This is a genomic window from Bordetella holmesii, from assembly GCF_020735985.1.
Lineage (GTDB): Bacteria > Pseudomonadota > Gammaproteobacteria > Burkholderiales > Burkholderiaceae_B > Bordetella > Bordetella holmesii.
Map to the genome: position 1 here is coordinate 2,434,058 of NZ_CP085973.1, position 17,962 is coordinate 2,452,019.

Here is a 17,962-nt window from a genome sequence, read left to right on the forward strand (position 1 = left end):
GCGTCGATCATAACCGCCCGGCGAGCCGCTTGGCGGCCAAACCCGCGATCCTGGCAGGGAATCAGGGACGACGGGCTGGGGCTGGCGCTTTAGCGGACGTGGCGGGCTTGGCCCCCGCGGGTTGGCCCGCCGACGGTTTTCCCACCGTCAGGCCGGCCTCGGCCAGGCTGGCGGCTTTGCGCGCGCCGATACCGCGCACCCGGTCGCTTAAATCTTCGAGCGATCGGTACGGGCCTGCTCGGTCCCGCTCATGGACGATGAGTTCGGCACTGCGTGGCCCAAGGCCTTTGAGTTCACGCAGTTGCGCCGCCGTGGCGCTATTCAGATCCAGCGCCGAGGCAGGCGCCGCAGGACCCAGAAGCAACGCGGCGGCCACGAGTCGGCCCGGCAGGCAAAGGGAACGGAAACGCATGAAAGACTCCTGAAAAAAGACGGCCATCGCCGCCAGGGCTTCCAGAATGCGCTGACGGGCCCTCGCGCAGCCCGTCAGTTTGCCGTTTTTGGCCTAGCGTAGAACTCCGCGCGGCTTATTTGCGCGCACGCCAATAGCGCACGTACTCGCTCACGCCAGTCTGCACATCGCGCATGGGCGCCGTAAACCCAGCCGCACGCAGGTTATCCACGTTGGCCTGAGTGAAGCTCTGATAGCGTCCCTTAAGGTCATCCGGAAACGGGATATAGCGGATCAGTCCCTCGCTCACCAGCTCCTCCAGCGGCAGCGCCTGCTCGCCGTTCTCGGCACGCAGGCTGTTCACCACGGCGGCAGCCACGTCGTTAAAGGGCTGAGCGCGTCCAGTGCCGCAATTGAAAATGCCCGAAATCTGCGGATGCTCCAGAAAGTGCAGATTGACATCCACCACGTCCTGCACCGAGATGAAGTCGCGGCTCTGCCCGCCATCGGGATAGCCATTCCAGCCGGCGAACAGGCGCACATGCCCTTCGGAGAGGAACTGATTCATGTTGTGGAAAACCACCGAGGCCATACGGCCCTTGTGCTGTTCGTGCGGACCATAGACGTTGAAATAACGCAGACCAACGACCTGCGCCGTCAGTTTGTCCATCCGCGTGCGCAAGACCTGATCGAACAACAGCTTGGAGTAGCCGTAGACATTCAACGGCCCCTCGTTGGCCGGGTCTTCCACGTACACTGTCGAAGCGCCATACACGGCCGCCGATGAGGCATACAACAGGGGCACGCGCTGCGCCTGGCAGTACTCAAACCACTCCAGCGTGACGCGGTAATTGTTGTCCATCATGTAGCGGCCGTTGCGCTCGGTGGTATCCGAGCAAGCCCCCTGATGCAATACCGCGCGCAGACGCGGCAGCTTGCCGGCACGCAGCAGCTCGCGCACGTCCTCGTGATGCATATAGTCGGCAATCTTGCAGTCGACCAGATTGAGGAATTTATCGCCTTGCGTCAGATCATCGACGGCGATGATGTCCTGGATGCCGCGGCGGTTCAGACCCCGCACCAGGTTGCTGCCGATGAAACCGGCTGCGCCAGTGACAATGATCATATTGCTTCTCCTGCGAGTTCAGTGCCGGTCACGATCGATGTGCCCAGCTTGCCGACGACGATGCCGCCGGCGCGGTTGGCCCAGCGCATTGCATCCACCCACGACAGGCCTGCGGCGCGCATGACCGCCAGCGTCGCCAGCACGGTATCGCCGGCACCGGAGACATCGAATACTTCGTGCGCCTGAGCGTCGACGTGCTCGCGTCCGTTCTGGGTAAACAGCGTCATTCCCTGCTCCGAACGCGTCACCAGCAACGCTTCCAGATCCAGTTCCGTGCGCAACGCCTGCGCACGCTCGGTCAGTTGCGACTCGCTTGCCCAGCGACCCACGGCCTGCTGCATTTCGGAGCGATTCGGTGTGACCAGAGTGGCGCCACGATAAAGTGTGTAGTCATCCCCCTTGGGGTCGACCAGCACCGGAATGTTGCGGGCGCGTGCAGCCACGATCATGGCTTGCACCCGCGCCAGCGCGCCTTTGGCGTAATCCGACAGCACCAGGACATCGCACGCCGACAGCTCACGCGCCAGAGCCTGGTCTAGCCCGTCAAGCGTAGCCCCAACGGGTGACTCTTCGAAATCGACGCGCAGCAACTGTTGCTGGCGACCCAGCACGCGCATCTTGAGCGTAGTGTGCCCCTGCGGGTCAGCTATCAGATCGGTTCGCACGCCAGCCTCAGAGGCCAGCGCCGCGATGCGCCCGCCTGCCTCATCGGCCCCCACCACACCGATCAGCGTGGCATGCGCACCCAGCGCCGCGATATTGCGCGCCACGTTGGCCGCGCCGCCGAGCCGATCCTCGCGCCGCGCCACCCGCACCACAGGTACCGGAGCTTCGGGGGAAATGCGTTCGACCTCACCGAACCAATAACGGTCCAGCATGACATCGCCAACAACGAGCACGCGGGCTCGGGCAAGAGCCTGGGCGGGAAAAGACATCATTCAAGTTCTTCCAAACGACGCGGGGTGTAGGTTTCCCAGGCGTTACAACCCGGACACTGCCAGTAGAAGCGGCGCGCCTGAAATCCGCAATTGCGGCAGGCGTAGCGATCGAGGCGCTGCGTATGTTTGTGGATCAGGGTACGCAACAAGCTCAGGTCCGCACCGGGCACGGGGCTGCTTTGCGCTTCGCCGGCAGGCTGCGCACTCAGCTCGGCTTCCAGCAGGCGGTCCAGGCCCAACAGCGAAGGATGATGGCGCAACGCGGCGCGCGCAAAGGCCCAAGCCATATCACTGCCTTGCTGTGCCCGTAACTCGCGGAAGACCACGTTGAACAGATCCAGCGACGCGTGGCGCTCGTACTGCGCGCGCAAATGCTCCAAGCCCTGCACCGCCTCACCGGCCTGCCGGTAATTGGCCAGCAACTGCTCGGCCACAAGGCCGGCATACTCCGGCGCATCGGCGAGTATGCTTTCCAGATACAGGCGTTCACGCTTGCTGTCGTTTTCCAGCCCGGCCAGCCGCGCGCGCAACAAGGACGTGCGCACCTTGGAGCCGTGGCTCAGGCTCTCACCGCGACCCGCGACTTCGACGGCGTGATCGGCTGCGTCCAGAGCCGTCAGTGCAGCTTCGATGTCGGCGGGTTTGGCCGACAGCGCTCCCTGGGCCTGCTCGCAGTAGTAATGGACGAGTTGCGGCACGGGCTCGTCGACCAGGCCGTGCAAGGTTTTGACCGCCTCGATGGCTCGTGGCCAATCGTGTTCGGATTCATAGATGCGGATCAGCGAGCGCAAAGCCGGCAAGGCATAGCGCGTGTCAGTGGCCTTGAGCTGTTCAAAGGCGGCCTCGGCGCGATCCAGCATTCCCGCCTTGAGAAAATCCTGCGCCAGCTCGTGCTGCGCATGCTCACGCTCGGCCTGCGGCAGATCGGAGCGGCTCAACAGGCTCTGGTGTACCCGGATGGCCCGCTCCATCTCGCCACGCCGGCGAAACAGGCTCCCCAGGGCAAAATGCAGCTCCGTCGTCTCAGGGTCCAGCTTGGCGACCTCGACGAAGGCATCAATGGCTCGATCGGGTTGCTCGTTGAGCAAAAAATTCAGGCCGCGAAAATATGAATCCGGCAAGGTGCGCGTCTCGCGCAACATCTGCCTGAAATCAAAACGCGCTGCCAACCAGCCCAGTGCAAACAGCACGGGCACGAAAATCAGCCACCAGGGTTCAAAGTCCACGTTTCAGACTCTAGCAATGCAATCACAGCCGCATTAGAGCGGCGACATCGGCGCGACCGCTTCGGGCGCGACGGCAGGTTGCTGGCCAAGCGTGGCAGCCTGCAGGCGCTCGAGCTCACGGCGCAGGCGCTGCGCTTCGCGACGACGGCGCATCGATGCCGGCACCGTCAGCAACAGACCAAACACCGCGCCAAGCACGAACGTCACCAGCATCACCACGATCAGCGGGACATCCTGCACCACGTAATCCGCATAGAACTTGACGGCCACCGGATCGGTATTCTTCAGCGCGAACATCAAAACGGCGATGAACACGAGCAATCGCAGGGCCCAGACAAGGTAGCGCATGGCGCATGCTCCAGATATTTAAGACAATCAATTGTAAGCGCAAGCCAGACCGAATCAGTAGCCAACGGCAGGCTTTTGTCGGGATCACCCCATGGCAGGCAGCCAAAAACAAAGCCCCTTGAAATACATCAAGGGGCTTTGCGTCGCGACGACCGCGTAGTGACGTCAATGCATTGCATGCATATCCATCACGGACTGCAGAGGGTCGGACGATTCATGCGAGGAATCGCCACCCGGTTCGTTACCAGTCAGATCCACACGCTCTCGCAACTCCTTGCCGGCCTTGAAGTGAGGCACCTGTTTACCAGGCACCAGCACCTGCTCACCCGACTTGGGATTGCGCCCCACGCGCGGAGACCGCTGCGACAGCGAAAAACTGCCGAAACCGCGAATCTCGATGCGCTGCCCCGAGGCCAGGGCCTGGGTCATCGCATCAAGCACGGTCTTGACCGCGTAATCGGTGTCGCGGGCGGCCAGCTGGGGATAGCGGGCCGCCAGAGCGGCGATCAGCTCCGACTTGGTCACACGTCAACCGTCGTTGCGCTGTTGGTCCAGCTTGGCCTTGAGCAGCGCGCCCAGGTTGGTCGTACCCGAAGATGCGCTGGCGTCGGACATGCGCTGGATAGTTTCAGCGGTCTCTGCGCTATCGCGAGCCTTGACCGACAACTGGACCGAACGCGCCTTGCGATCGATGTTGATGATCATGGCTTCGATGTTGGCGCCGGCGGTCAGAACCGTCGTGGCATCTTCAACGCGGCCCGAGGAGATCTCGGAAGCACGCAGGTAGCCTTCGACGTCGACCGACAGGGTCACGACAGCACCCTTGGGCTCGACCGACTTGATCGTGCCGGGGACCACAGCACCCTTGTCGTACGTGGCAACGAAGTTGTTGAAAGGATCGCCTTCCAGCTGCTTGATGCCCAGCGAGATGCGTTCCTTCTCGGTGTCGATACCCAGAACCACGGCTTCGAGCTCGTCGCCCTTCTTGAAGTTGCGAACCGCTTCTTCACCGGTTTCCGTCCACGACAGGTCGGACAGGTGAACCAGGCCATCGATACCGCCAGGCAGACCCACGAACACGCCGAAGTCGGTGATCGACTTGATGGCGCCGCGAACCTTGTCGCCGCGCTTGAAGTTCGTGGCGAACTCTTCCCACGGGTTCTGACGGCACTGCTTCATGCCCAGCGAGATACGGCGACGGTCTTCGTCGATCTCCAGGACCATGACTTCGACTTCTTCGCCCAGGGTGACAACCTTGCGCGGATCGACGTTCTTGTTGGTCCAGTCCATTTCGGAGACGTGCACCAGACCTTCGATGCCGGCTTCGACTTCAACGAAGGCGCCGTAGTCGGTCAGGTTGGTCACCTTACCGAACAGACGGGTGCCTTGCGGGTAGCGGCGAGCCAGGCCCACCCACGGATCTTCGCCCAGTTGCTTGACGCCCAGCGACACGCGGCTCTTTTCCTGGTCGAACTTGAGGACCTTGGCTTCGACTTCCTGACCCACTTGCAGGACTTCGGAGGGGTGACGCACACGGCGCCATGCCATGTCGGTGATATGCAGCAGGCCGTCGATACCGCCCAGGTCCACGAACGCGCCGTAATCGGTGATGTTCTTAACCACGCCCTTGACCACGGCACCTTCGTGCAGCGTCTCGAGCAGCTTCTGGCGCTCTTCGCCCATGCTGGCTTCCAGCACCTGGCGGCGCGACAGCACAACGTTGTTGCGCTTGCGATCGAGCTTGATGACCTTGAACTCGAGGGTCTTGCCCTCGTAGGGGGTGGTGTCCTTGACCGGACGCAGATCAACCAGCGAACCCGGCAGGAAGGCGCGGATGCCGTTGGTCATGACGGTCAGGCCGCCCTTGACCTTGCCCGTGATGGTGCCGGTGACCAGCTCGCCATTTTCCAGGGCCTTTTCGAGTTGCAGCCAGGCCGACAGGCGCTTGGCGCGGTCACGCGACAGAATGGTGTCGCCGTAGCCGTTTTCCAGCGAATCGATCGCCACGGAGACGAAATCGCCGGGTTGTACTTCGAGCTCGCCCAGGTCGTTCAAGAACTCTTCCAGGGGGATCAGCGCCTCGGACTTCAGGCCGGCGTTCACGACCACGAAATTGTGATCGACGCGAACGACTTCAGCGCTGATGACCTCGCCGGACTTCATGTCCTGGCTCTTGAGGCTCTCGGCAAACAGGTCGGCAAAGCTTTCGCCGCCGAAGGCGGGAGTGGAAACGGAAGACATTAGGTTAATAGTCCATTAAGCCAAAATTGGCCGTTGATACACACCGCAACGGCTTGCCCGCCGCAGTGGAGTCAAAAGACCTGCCGGTTGCGCCGCTCTTGCGGGGTGCCCCGTGGGAACGTACACATGGCCGTCAGGGCCAAGAAGCGGCGTCCCGAAAAACGCCGCGTACTACAAAAACAAGCTCAAGGCCGCTACAACTAAGCCTGGCTGCCGCGCCAGTACTCAAGCACGGCCTGTACCGTCTGTTCGATGGTGAGCGCCGACGAATCCAACACCCGGGCATCGTCTGCCGGCGCCAATGGCGCTACAGTCCGTTGCGTATCGCGCAGATCCCGCTCGCGCATATCTCGCAGAAGGTCAACTAGATTAGCAGAAATTCCCTTATCGATCAACTGCTTATAGCGTCTCTGCGCCCGAGCCTCGACATCGGCGATCAGGAATATCTTGAGAGACGCATCAGGAAACACGATGGTGCCCATATCGCGACCATCGGCCACCAGCCCTGGCAGGCGGCGAAATGCTCGCTGCCGCTCGAGCAGCGCCTGGCGTACAGCCGGATAGGCCGCTACGCGCGAGGCGTAATTACCGACGGACTCCTGGCGGATTTCATGACCGACATCCGCGCCCTCAAGGCAGACATGGGGGCCGTCAAAACGCACGTCTAAGGCCTTGGCCACGTCCGCCACGGCCGATTCGTCCTGCGGCGCCACGTCGGCGCGCAGCGCCGCCAGAGCCGTCAGACGGTAGAGCGCCCCGCTGTCGAGCACGGCAAAACCGAGCGTCTTGGCAACCCGATGGGCAATAGTGCCCTTGCCCGATGCCGTCGGGCCGTCAATGGTGATAACCGGCACCCGGCCGGCAGAGTCGGAAAGCATGCGATGTCCCGTTGGCCTCAAGCGCTGATCAGGCTTGCATAAACGTCGAAATAATTGGGGAAGGTCTTGCTCACACAGCCCGGGTCCAGGATGCGCACGACCGCCGGCCCAAAGGCCGCCAGCGAGAAACACATGGCCATGCGGTGATCATCCCAGGTGCCGATCTGGGCGTCGCGCCACTGGCCATCGGCTGGCGGAGCAATCGTCAGCCAATCGGGGCCATATTCGACCGTCGCGCCCAGTTTGGCTAGCTCCGTCTGCATGGCGTGAATGCGGTCGGTTTCTTTGACTCTCCAGCTGCCGATGTTGCGCAGGCGGCAGGGGCCATCGGCAAACAGGGCCATGGCCGCAGCGGTCATAGCCGCATCGGGTATCAGGTTGAAATCGGCGTCAAAAGCCTTGATCCGCCCTCCGTCGGCCACCGCCCGGCCGCTGGCTTCGATCCAGTCCGCCCCCCAGGTGATGGTCCCACCCATGGCCGCCAACGTGTCGGCAAACGCCACGTCGCCCTGAATGCTGTTTTCACCGACGCCCGTCACGCGCACCGGCCCTCCCCCCAACACGCCCAGCGCCAAAAAGTACGAGGCGGTGGAGGCATCGCCCTCGACCGCGATGCGGCCCGGGCTGCGGTAACGCGCGCCGCCTTCGATCGTGAAGGCACGCCAGCCATCGCGCCGCACCGTCACGCCATAACGGGCCATGAGGTTGAGTGTGATCTCGATATAGGGCTTGGAGATCAGTTCTCCGATCACCTCGATGGTGATGGTGCGCCCGCTGGAGCCAGCCTCGATAGGCGCGGCCATCAACAACGCGGTCAGGAACTGGCTCGACACCGACCCCTGCACACGCACCGTATCGGCCTGCGCGTGGCCGCGGCCCAGGTGCAGCGGTGGATAGCCTTCCTGACCGAGATAATCAATGCGGGCACCCCAGCCGCGCAACGCGTCGACGAGGTCACCGATGGGCCGCTCATGCATGCGCGGCACGCCCGAGAGGCGGTAATCGCCCCCCATGAGGGCCAGTGCCGCGGTCAAAGGACGAAAGGCCGTTCCGGCATTGCCAAGAAAAATCTCGGCCTGCTCGACGGGAAACCGGCTGAGGCCTTCGACAGCCACGTGCCCCGGGCCAAGATCGACCACCGCCACACCCAGTTGCCGCAGAGCAGCCAGCATCACGCGGGTATCGTCGGAGTCCAGCAGGCCGGAAATCTCGGTGCGTCCTTCGGCCAAGGCGGCGATCAGCAGCACGCGGTTGGAAATACTTTTGGACCCTGGCAAGGCCACCACGCCCCGGGCGTGGCGCGCAGCAGGCAGATCCAGATAGGCCAGAGCACTCATTAGGCAGACTCCTTGCGCCAGGCGCGCCGGGCGGTGGCGGCGTCCTGCAGCCACTGCTGCAAGCTCGCACCATCGCCGGCCGCCAAGGCGGCTTCGGTTCGGTCCAGTACCGCGCGCAGCGCCCCGAGCTCCGTCAACATGGCTGAACGGTTGGACAGGAATATATCGCGCCACATTTCGGGCGAGCCAGCGGCGATGCGGGTGAAATCCCGAAATCCAGAACCGGCCAGATCCAGGCGTGTGGCAGCATCGCTTGCCTCACAGACCTGCGCCATATAGGCTGCGGCCAGAAAATGCGGCATGTGGCTGACCGAGGCCAGCACGCTATCGTGCTCGTGCGGCGTCATTTCCAACACATGCGCCCCGCAAGCCTGCCAGGCGGTGCGCACGCGGGCCACGGCAGCGGCCGCATTCTCGGCCAACGGCGTCAGGATGACGTTGCGTCCTTCGTACAAACGGGCATCGGCTGCCTCCGGACCGGTGCGCTCGGCGCCCGCAATGGGATGGCCTGGCACAAACGCCGAGATACGCTCGCCCAAGGCTGCTCGCGCAGCCGCGACGACTTCGACCTTGGTGCTGCCACCATCGGTAATCAGGCACTGCGGCCCGAGATGCTCGCGCATACGCGCCAGCATGGAACCCGCGCTGCCCACGGGTGTCGCCAGCAGAATGAGATCGGCCCGCGCGGCGGCCTCCTCGGGACTGACGGCTTCATCGATGAGTCCCAGCGCCAAGGCTTGCGCCAGCGACTCTGGATTGCGGCCCACGCCCAGGACGCGGCCAAGCTGGCCAGCCTGGCGCAACGCTGCGGCAAACGAGCCGCCGATCAAGCCCACACCCACCACGGCCAGCACCGCGATGGCGGGGCTCGCCTGCGGGGCTTGCTCTGCGCTCATACCGCCAGGATCTCGGTAAGCGCAGCGATAAAGCGTTCGTTCTCGGCAGGCAGGCCGATGGACACGCGCAACCACTCAGGCAGGCCATCGCCGCCGACCGGGCGCACGATAACCCCACGCTTGAGCAACTCGAGGTTGATGCGCGCAGCGTCGCCCACGTGGACCAGCACAAAGTTGCCATAGCTGGGTACATGCCGCAGCTTGAGGACGTCGAACGCCTTGACCAGCTGGGCCTTGCCCGCCCGGTTGGCTTCGTAGGCGCGCTCGAGGTAGGCCGTGTCGGCCAGCGCGGCCACCGCGGCAGCCTGCGCCAGCGTGTTGACATTAAACGGCTGGCGCACGCGATTGAGCAGATCTGTCAGCGCAGGCTGCGCCACGGCAAAACCCACGCGCAACCCCGCCAGTCCATAGGCCTTGGAGAATGTCCGCGAGACAACGAGATTGGGGAAGCGGCGCACCAGGGCAACGCTATCGAAGCGGTGCTCGGGATCTAGATACTCGTTGTAGGCCTCGTCGAGCACCACCGTCACACGCTCGCCGTGAGCCTGAGCCACCTGCCCCAGAAAACGCTCGATGGCCGCCCCCGGAGCAAACGTGCCGGTTGGATTGTTGGGGTTGGCAATGAAAACCACACGCGTATCGCCATCGATCGCCGCGAACATGGCATCCAGGTCATGACCGTAATCCTTGGCCGGCACCACGAGGTGACGCGCGCCGCGGGCCTGCGTGGCCAGGCGATAGACCGCAAACGAATGCTGGGCATAGACAGCCGACACGCCGGGTTCGAGCAAGGCCAGCGCGACGATCTCCAGGATGTCGTTGGAGCCATTGCCCAGCGTGATCCAGTTGGCCGGCACGCCATACCGCGCCGCCAGAGCGGCCTTCAGATCGAAACCATTGGGATCTGGATAGCGGGCCAGCGCGGTGGCCGCAGCGAGCATGGCCTGACGAGCCGACTCCGGCATGCCCAGCGGATTCTCATTGGAGGCCAGTTTGACGATGCCTGCCGGATCCAGGCCGAACTCGCGGGCGAGTTCTTCGATGGGCTTGCCAGCCTGATACGGCGCGATGGCGCCCACGTGAGCGGGGGCGAGAAGCGTTCTATTGACAGAAGTCATGATGACAGCGGGACCGGTTTTTACTGCGCCGGATAGGAGCCAAGAATTTTGAAAAACGCAGCCTGCTGCGCCAGTGCGGCGAAAGCCTGGACCACATTGGTGTCTTTTTGATGGCCGAGGCAATCGAGATAGAAGTAGTACTCCCACTGCCCCGTACGGGCCGGCCGCGACTCAAAGCGCGTCATCGACACACCATTGACAGCCAAGGGGGCCAGCATGTCGTAGACAGCGCCGGCGCGATTGGGCACGGCAAGAATGAGGCTGGTCTTATCTCGCCCGCTAGGCAATGGTTCGATGCGGCCAATGGCAACGAAGCGCGTGCGATTCTGCGCGTCGTCCTGAATGCCCGCGGCCACGACGGCAAGGTTCCAGGCTGGAGCGGCGACTTCACCGGCGATGGCGGCAACCGTCGGGTCGGTCGCGGCCACGCGCGCGGCTTCCGAGTTGCTGGCCGCGGCGACGCGCTTGAGATCCGGATAATGCCGGTTGAGCCAGCCCTGGCATTGGGCCAGGGCCTGAGGATGCGCGGAAATCGTGGTCACGCCATCCATGGCGCCCGATTGCGTCATCAAGCAATGGCGGATGAGCAGCGAGCGCTCGCCCATGATTTTCAGGGGCGTGTGCAACAGCAGGTCGAGATTGCGGTTGACGGCACCCTCTGTCGAGTTCTCGACCGGCACGATCCCCACGTCCGCCTCTGCAGACTCGACGGCACGAAAAACTTCGTCAAAGGACGCACAAGGCATCTGGGTCACGGAGTGCCCAAACTGCTCGAGCGCGGCCTGCTCCGAAAACGACCCCTGCGGCCCGAGATAGGCGACCGTCATGCCGCGCTCGAGACCGCGACAGGCGGACATGATCTCCGTCCACACAGAGGCCACTGCAGCGCTCGGAAAGGGGCCGGCATTGCGCTGTTGCAAGCCTCGAATGACTTCAGCCTCACGCTCAGGACGCAGGACGGGGCCATCGGCATGGGCCGCATGCTTGACCTCGCCCACTTCCTGGGCCGTACGGGCACGCTGGCACAACAGGTCGAGAATCTGGCTGTCGATGGCGTCGATGCGATCGCGCAGCGGCCGCAACTTGGCCTGCAATGCGTCATCCATAGCGGCGCTCGAATTCCGTCAGGTAGTCGACCAAGGCCTGCACACCCGACAGCGGCATGGCGTTGTAGATGGAGGCACGCATGCCGCCAACGCTCTTGTGTCCCTTGAGCGCAAGCAGGCCGGCGGCCTCGGCACCTTGCAAGAAAGCGTCGTTGAGCGAGTCGTCACGCAGCACGAAAGGCACATTCATGCGCGAACGCACCGAGGGTTCGACAGGGTTGTGATAGAAATCACTAGCGTCCAGATAGCCGTAGAGCAAGTCAGCCTTGGCTTTGTTGGCCGTCTCCAGGCCCTCGACGCCGCCTTGCGCTTTCACCCACTTGTACACCAGCCCCGCGACGTAGATCGCGAAGGTGGGCGGTGTGTTGTAGCGCGAATGCTCGGCCGCCACGTTGGCATAGTCAAAGGCCGACGGGCAGATAGGCAGTGCCTTGCCCAACAGATCGCGGCGGGCAATGACCACGGTCACACCGGCCGGGCCGGCATTTTTCTGGGCGCCGGCGAACATCAGGCCGGTACGCGTGACGTCAAGCGGACGCGACAAAAAATGCGAGGAAGCATCGACCACCAGCGGCACGTCCGGCGCGCCGAGTTCGGCCAGATCCGGCCAATCGATGAATTCGACCCCGCCAATGGTTTCGTTGCTGCACAGATGCAGATAGGCGGCCTCGGGACGAACCTGCCAGTTCTGAACCGGAGGCACCCAGGTGAACGGGCGCTGCGCGCGGCCATCGATGTCGGCAGCTTGCGCACTACTGGCGGCGATACGGGCATCGCCGTAGCGGCCGGCTTCCTTGTGGGAGCGCGTGGACCAATGGCCCGTCACCACGAAGTCGGCTGCCGGCACGCCGCGCCGGCCGATGAGGTTCATGGGAACGATGGCGTTTTCGCCCAACCCGCCACCCTGCATGAACATGACCGCATAGTCAGCCGGCAGATTCATGAGTTCGCGCAGATCGGTTTCGGCCTCGTCGCAGATCTGCACGAACTGGCGGCCGCGGTGACTCATCTCCATCACCGACATGCCGCTGCCATGCCAATCCAGCATTTCGGCTGCAGCCTGCTGCAACACGACCTCGGGCAGGACCGACGGTCCGGCCGAGAAATTCCAGGGGCGCGCCATCTCTTGCTTACTCCGTAGGTTCTTCAGTCGAATCGATCTGGCCTTCGCCGTCGTCCTCTGCGGACTCGTCATCGTCGGCATCGCTTTCCACCACGCGACGCACGCCCGACAGCGAGCTGCCGTCATCGACGCTGATCAGCGTCACGCCCTGCGTGGCTCGGCCCATTTCACGGATTTCGCTCACGCGGGTGCGCACCAGCACACCGCCCGTGGTGATCAGCATGATTTCGTCGCTCGGATTGACCAGCACGGCGCCAACGACCTTGCCATTGCGCGAACTGGTCTGGATGGCGATCATGCCCTTGGTGCCGCGCCCATGCCGGGTGTACTCGGCGATCGACGTACGCTTGCCATAGCCGTTTTCCGTGGCGGTCAGCACGCTCTGGCTTTCGTCGCCGGCCACCAGCAACGCAATCACGGTCTGGCTGTCTTCGAGCATCATGCCGCGCACGCCACGCGCGGCGCGACCCATGGGCCGGACATCGTTTTCATCGAAGCGCACGGCCTTGCCGGCATCCGAGAACAGCATGACATCATGCTTGCCATCGGTCACGTCTGCACCGATCAGGTAGTCGCCGTCATCCAGATCAACGGCAATGATGCCGGCCTTGCGCGGATTGGAGAAATCCGACAATGCCGTCTTCTTGACCGTGCCACGAGAGGTCGCCATGAAGACATAGTGATCTTCGCTGAATTCCTTGACCGGCAGCACCACGGTGATCTTCTCGCCGTCGGCCAGCGGGAACATATTGACGATGGGTTTGCCGCGCGAATTGCGCGTGCCTTGCGGCACTTCCCAGACCTTGAGCCAATACACGCGGCCACGGTTAGAGAAGCACAGCAGATAGTCGTGCGTGTTGGCGATGAAGAGCTGATCGACCCAGTCGTTTTCCTTCATCTGCGTTGCCTGCTTGCCTCGGCCGCCGCGTTTTTGCGACCGGTACTCAGACAGCGGCTGGCTCTTGATATAGCCACCGTGCGACATGGTCACCACCATGTCCATCGGGGTGATCAGGTCTTCAGTATCCAGCTCGGTGGCGTTGAACTCGATCTCGGAGCGGCGGCTGTCCTTCGCCGCCGTGGAGAACTCCGCCTTGATCGCCTGCAACTCGTCGCCGATGATGGTGGTGATACGTTCGGGACGGGCCAGGATGTCGAGCAGATCGGCGATGGTGTCCATCACCTCTTTGTACTCGCCGATGATCTTGTCCTGCTCAAGCCCGGTCAGGCGCTGCAGACGCATGTTCAGGATTTCCTGCGCTTGCGTCTCCGACAGGCGATATTGCCCATCACCCTGCAGGCCGAAGCCCTCGGGCAGATCGTCCGGGCGGAAGGCATGCCGTCCGCCGGCAACCTCGCCGCCGTCGGCTCGGGCGAGCATTTCGCGCACCAGCGAAGAATCCCAGGCCCGCGCCATCAGTTCCTGGCGCGCCACCGGCGGGGTGGGCGCGGCCTTGATGATGGCAATGAAGTCATCGATATTGGCCAGCGCCACCGCCAGGCCTTCCAGTACGTGCCCGCGCTCGCGGGCCTTGCGCAACTGGAACACCGTACGACGCGTGACGACTTCACGGCGGTGCTGCAGGAAGTAGTCGATCAGCTGCTTGAGATTGAGCAGGCGCGGCTGGCCATCGACCAGCGCCACCAGGTTCATCCCGAAGGTATCCTGCAGCTGCGTGTTCTTGTACAGATTATTGAGCACAACCTCGGGCACTTCACCGCGCTTGAGCTCGATGACCAAACGCATGCCATCTTTGTCCGACTCGTCGCGGATATCCGAGATACCCTCGATTTTTTTGTCGTTGACCAGCTCGGCAATGCGCTCTTGCAGCGTCTTCTTGTTGACCTGGTAGGGAATCGCGTCGACCACGATGGCCTGACGGTTGCCCTTTTCCATGTCCTCGAAGTGCGTCTTGGCACGCATGATGACGCGGCCGCGGCCGGTGCGATAGCCTTCGCGCACACCAGACATCCCGTAGATGATGCCGCCCGTGGGGAAATCCGGAGCCGGGATGATCTCGAGCAACTCGTCGATGGTGCACTCGGGGTTGCGCAGGCAGTACAGGCAGCCCTCGACCACTTCGCCCAGATTATGCGGCGGGATGTTGGTTGCCATGCCCACGGCAATGCCGGAGCTGCCATTGACCAGCAGATTGGGCAGGCGCGACGGCAACAGCAAGGGTTCCTGCTCGCTGCCGTCATAGTTGGGCCCGAAATCGACGGTTTCCTGGTCGATATCGGCAAGCAGCTCGTGCGCGATCTTGGCCAGGCGGATTTCGGTATAGCGCATCGCCGCGGCGTTATCGCCGTCGATCGAGCCGAAGTTGCCCTGCCCGTCGACCAGCATATAGCGCATGGAAAAATCCTGCGCCATGCGAACGATGGTGTCGTAGACGGACTGATCGCCGTGGGGGTGATACTTACCGATGACATCGCCCACGATACGGGCGGACTTCTTGTAGGCGCGATTCCAGTCGTTGTTCAACTCGTGCATCGCGTACAGCACGCGCCGGTGCACGGGCTTCAAGCCGTCTCGCACATCCGGAAGCGCCCGCCCGACGATTACGCTCATCGCGTAATCGAGGTAACTGCGGCGCATCTCTTCTTCCAGCGATACCGGAAGCGTCTCCTTGGCAAAGGAATCCATATATATAGCGACAGAATCGTGTGTAAGGAGGAACCCGGGCCGGGTAAACGAGGAACCCGGGCCGGGTAAACAGAAAATTCTATCATTCGATTGCAACTGACCCGCGCTTGGACAGGCCAAGCGCGCCTGCCGACCAGTTTGCCCGCGGCACACGTCCGGACCCAGATCCTGTTGTCAAAAACCAACACGAATTCTGCATCGGGTGCCCAAATGCTCCTATCCAGAGCCTGTGGGTCGGCTTAAAGGGAGCCAAAGGCCCCCAAATGCCTTAAGATTGTTTCCAGCACGCAGGAGACCCAGTGGTGGCCCTTTGAACCTGTTCGGAGCGTTGCTATACTGGCCCCGTTTTCCTGATATGCGGCGGGGGTTCGCTGCGAGTCACTTATCCAGCTTCAAGCTCAACGAGGAGAAACATGAACAAACCCTCCAAATTCGCTCTGGCGCTTGCCTTCGCCGCTGTCACGGCCTCTGGTGTAGCCTCGGCTCAGACGGTTGACAACTGGCGCAATCCGTTCGGCAACGTTTGGAAAAACGGCACGAACGAACTGTGCTGGCGCGATGCGTTCTGGACCCCGGCTACCGGCATCCCCGGTTGCGACGGTGTCCCGGTCGCTCAGAAGGAAAAGCCCGCCCCGATGGCCGCTAAGGTCGTGTTCAATGCTGACACGTTCTTCGACTTCGACAAGTCCGTGCTCAAGCCGGAAGGCCGCCAACTGTTGGACCAAGTCGCCCAGCAAGCCAAGGCGATCGACCTGGAAACCATCATCGCCGTCGGCCACACCGACTCGATCGGTACCGAAGCCTACAACCTGAAGCTCTCCGACCGCCGCGCTGCTTCGGTCAAGGCTTACCTGGTCAGCAAGGGCATCGATCCGAACCGTATCTACACGGAAGGCAAGGGCGAAGCTCAGCCCATCGCGACCAACAAGACCGCCGAAGGCCGCGCTCGCAATCGCCGCGTGGAAATCGAGATCGTCGGCAGCCGTCGCAAGTAATCATTGCAGCGCTAGCCGCTACAATGAGGGCCTCGCATTGCGAGGCCCTTTTTTTCGCCCCTTATCCGCGCCCATGACCACAGCTGCCCACTCTTCCCGACCCAACATCAACGTCGACCAGGCTGAACTGGACAAATTCAGTGCCCTGGCCGCCCGCTGGTGGGATCCGGAAAGCGAGTTCAAGCCACTGCACGCCATCAACCCGCTGCGGCTGGAGTGGATACAGGCTACGGCCGGCAGCCTGAGCGGCCGCCGGGTGCTGGATGTCGGCTGCGGCGGCGGCATCCTCTCCGAAGCCATGGCTCAGGCTGGGGCCGACGTCACCGGCATCGATCTGGCGGAAAAATCCCTCAAGATCGCACGCCTGCATGGACTCGAGTCGGGTGTAAAGGTGCAATACCGCGCGGTGCCTGTCGAAGAGCTCGCCACCGAGCAGCCCGCCCAGTACGACGTGGTCACCTGCATGGAAATGCTCGAGCACGTGCCCGATCCCGCCTCGGTCGTGCGCGCCTGCGCGGCGCTGGTCAAACCCGGCGGCTGGGTGTTTTTCTCCACACTCAATCGCAATCCCAAATCCTTTTTGTTTGCCATCGTCGGCGCCGAGTACCTGCTACGGCTGTTGCCACGTGGCACCCACAGCTACGAGCACTTCATCAAGCCCAGCGAGTTGGCTACCTCCGCGCGCCAAGCGGGCCTGACCCCTTCGGGCATGCGCGGCATGGAATACAACCCAATCACCCAGATCTACTCCCTGTCGGCCGACACGTCGGTCAACTATCTGATGGCAACCCGCAAATGAGCGCGCTGATACTGTTTGATTTCGATGGCACCCTGGCTGACACCGCCCCGGATCTTGCTGCTGCGGCCAACCGTCAGCGCACCCGCCGCGGCCTGCAGCCCCTGCCCTACGACGTACTGCGGCCCGTCGCCTCGCAAGGCGCACGCGGTCTGCTGCGTGTAGCGCTCGACCTCAAGCCCGGCGACGATGACTATGAAGCCACGCGCCTGCAATTCATCGCTGACTACACCGAAGGGTCCACTGAGCAGAGCCGCCTCTTTCCGGGTATTGCCGATCTGTTGGGCCACATCCGGGCACAGGGACTGGCCTGGGGCATCGTCACCAACAAGGTCACCCACCTCACCTTGCCCATCGTCGAGCATCTGGGCTTGATGCGTGACAGCGCAGTGCTGGTCTGCGGCGATACCACCGCCCACGCCAAACCTCATCCGCTGCCCCTGCTGCATGCCGCCGAGCAGGCGGGCTTCCCCACCCATCGCTGCGTTTACGTTGGCGACGACCTGCGTGATATCCAGTCGGCTCACGCGGCCGGCATGCCCGCTATCGCCGCTGCCTATGGCTACGTCGATGCGGCCGAAGACATCGCCCTGTGGCAGGCTGAGGCACGCGTGGACTCGCCGTTTGCCCTCTGGGATGCCATACGTCCGCTGCTGCCGCGTGACCCGGCCTGACCTCCATTCAGCGAATCTGTGCCTGAGGCGCAGACCCGCCAACGCATAACCGCCTGCTCGCGCGCGGCGATTGTTCGGGCTGGCCAATCAGTCCTGGCGGCGCAACCCTCTTTATCGCGTTG

The 17,962-nt window shown here is 63.0% G+C and carries 17 protein-coding genes; 3 read left to right on the forward strand and 14 right to left on the reverse strand.

Features of this window, described 5'->3' with window-relative positions; all coding sequences use genetic code 11:
* Positions 1-61 precede the first annotated feature (61 nt).
* From LK440_RS11680 to gyrA, 14 genes are all read right to left on the reverse strand, one after another.
* Complete coding sequence (locus LK440_RS11680) at positions 62-412, reverse strand: ComEA family DNA-binding protein (RefSeq protein WP_227944730.1); 351 nt, start codon at positions 410-412, stop codon at positions 62-64.
* 115 nt (positions 413-527) lie between these two features.
* Complete coding sequence (rfaD, locus tag LK440_RS11685) at positions 528-1,517, reverse strand: ADP-glyceromanno-heptose 6-epimerase (protein ID WP_005012448.1); 990 nt, start codon at positions 1,515-1,517, stop codon at positions 528-530.
* Positions 1,514-2,455, reverse strand: a complete 942-nt coding sequence (gene rfaE1 / locus LK440_RS11690) for a D-glycero-beta-D-manno-heptose-7-phosphate kinase (RefSeq protein WP_005012447.1) — start codon at positions 2,453-2,455, stop codon at positions 1,514-1,516. The genes rfaD and rfaE1 overlap by 4 nt, the downstream gene beginning before the upstream one ends.
* Positions 2,452-3,681: a lipopolysaccharide assembly protein LapB gene (gene lapB / locus LK440_RS11695; RefSeq protein ID WP_005012446.1), complete on the reverse strand. Its 1,230-nt coding sequence runs from the start codon at positions 3,679-3,681 to the stop codon at positions 2,452-2,454. Before lapB ends, rfaE1 begins: the two co-directional genes overlap by 4 nt.
* Before the next feature lie 33 nt (positions 3,682-3,714).
* Positions 3,715-4,029: a LapA family protein gene (locus LK440_RS11700; protein ID WP_005012440.1), complete on the reverse strand. Its 315-nt coding sequence runs from the start codon at positions 4,027-4,029 to the stop codon at positions 3,715-3,717.
* 165 nt (positions 4,030-4,194) lie between these two features.
* The gene (locus LK440_RS11705; RefSeq protein WP_005012438.1) at positions 4,195-4,554 is read right to left on the reverse strand and encodes an integration host factor subunit beta; all 360 of its coding nucleotides are present in this window, start codon (positions 4,552-4,554) and stop codon (positions 4,195-4,197) included.
* Between the two features lie 3 nt (positions 4,555-4,557).
* Positions 4,558-6,270 (reverse strand): 30S ribosomal protein S1, encoded by a 1,713-nt coding sequence (gene rpsA, locus LK440_RS11710; protein WP_005012437.1) that lies wholly within the window; start codon positions 6,268-6,270, stop codon positions 4,558-4,560.
* A 200-nt stretch (positions 6,271-6,470) separates the two neighbouring features.
* Positions 6,471-7,148: a (d)CMP kinase gene (gene cmk / locus LK440_RS11715; protein ID WP_005012435.1), complete on the reverse strand. Its 678-nt coding sequence runs from the start codon at positions 7,146-7,148 to the stop codon at positions 6,471-6,473.
* 17 nt (positions 7,149-7,165) lie between these two features.
* Entirely contained in the window at positions 7,166-8,485 is a 1,320-nt protein-coding gene (aroA, locus tag LK440_RS11720) for a 3-phosphoshikimate 1-carboxyvinyltransferase (protein ID WP_005012431.1), read from the reverse strand.
* Positions 8,485-9,381: a prephenate dehydrogenase gene (locus LK440_RS11725; RefSeq protein WP_005012430.1), complete on the reverse strand. Its 897-nt coding sequence runs from the start codon at positions 9,379-9,381 to the stop codon at positions 8,485-8,487. Before LK440_RS11725 ends, aroA begins: the two co-directional genes overlap by 1 nt.
* Positions 9,378-10,499, reverse strand: a complete 1,122-nt coding sequence (gene hisC / locus LK440_RS11730; RefSeq protein ID WP_025341355.1) for a histidinol-phosphate transaminase — start codon at positions 10,497-10,499, stop codon at positions 9,378-9,380. Before hisC ends, LK440_RS11725 begins: the two co-directional genes overlap by 4 nt.
* Before the next feature lie 20 nt (positions 10,500-10,519).
* Positions 10,520-11,605 (reverse strand): prephenate dehydratase, encoded by a 1,086-nt coding sequence (gene pheA, locus LK440_RS11735; RefSeq protein WP_005012428.1) that lies wholly within the window; start codon positions 11,603-11,605, stop codon positions 10,520-10,522.
* Positions 11,598-12,728 (reverse strand): 3-phosphoserine/phosphohydroxythreonine transaminase, encoded by a 1,131-nt coding sequence (gene serC / locus LK440_RS11740; RefSeq protein ID WP_005012427.1) that lies wholly within the window; start codon positions 12,726-12,728, stop codon positions 11,598-11,600. Before serC ends, pheA begins: the two co-directional genes overlap by 8 nt.
* Before the next feature lie 7 nt (positions 12,729-12,735).
* Positions 12,736-15,375: a DNA gyrase subunit A gene (gene gyrA / locus LK440_RS11745; protein WP_005012426.1), complete on the reverse strand. Its 2,640-nt coding sequence runs from the start codon at positions 15,373-15,375 to the stop codon at positions 12,736-12,738.
* 413 nt (positions 15,376-15,788) lie between these two features.
* On the opposite strand from gyrA, the gene ompA reads away from it, so the two are divergent.
* From ompA to LK440_RS11760, 3 genes are all read left to right on the forward strand, one after another.
* Complete coding sequence (ompA, locus tag LK440_RS11750; protein ID WP_005012425.1) at positions 15,789-16,370, forward strand: outer membrane protein OmpA; 582 nt, start codon at positions 15,789-15,791, stop codon at positions 16,368-16,370.
* Positions 16,371-16,443: 73 nt separating this feature from the next.
* A complete protein-coding gene (ubiG, locus tag LK440_RS11755; RefSeq protein WP_005018981.1) occupies positions 16,444-17,169 on the forward strand; it encodes a bifunctional 2-polyprenyl-6-hydroxyphenol methylase/3-demethylubiquinol 3-O-methyltransferase UbiG in 726 nt (241 codons plus the stop codon).
* Positions 17,166-17,840, forward strand: a complete 675-nt coding sequence (locus LK440_RS11760; RefSeq protein ID WP_005012423.1) for an HAD-IA family hydrolase — start codon at positions 17,166-17,168, stop codon at positions 17,838-17,840. The genes ubiG and LK440_RS11760 overlap by 4 nt, the downstream gene beginning before the upstream one ends.
* The last annotated feature ends 122 nt before the right edge of the window (positions 17,841-17,962 follow it).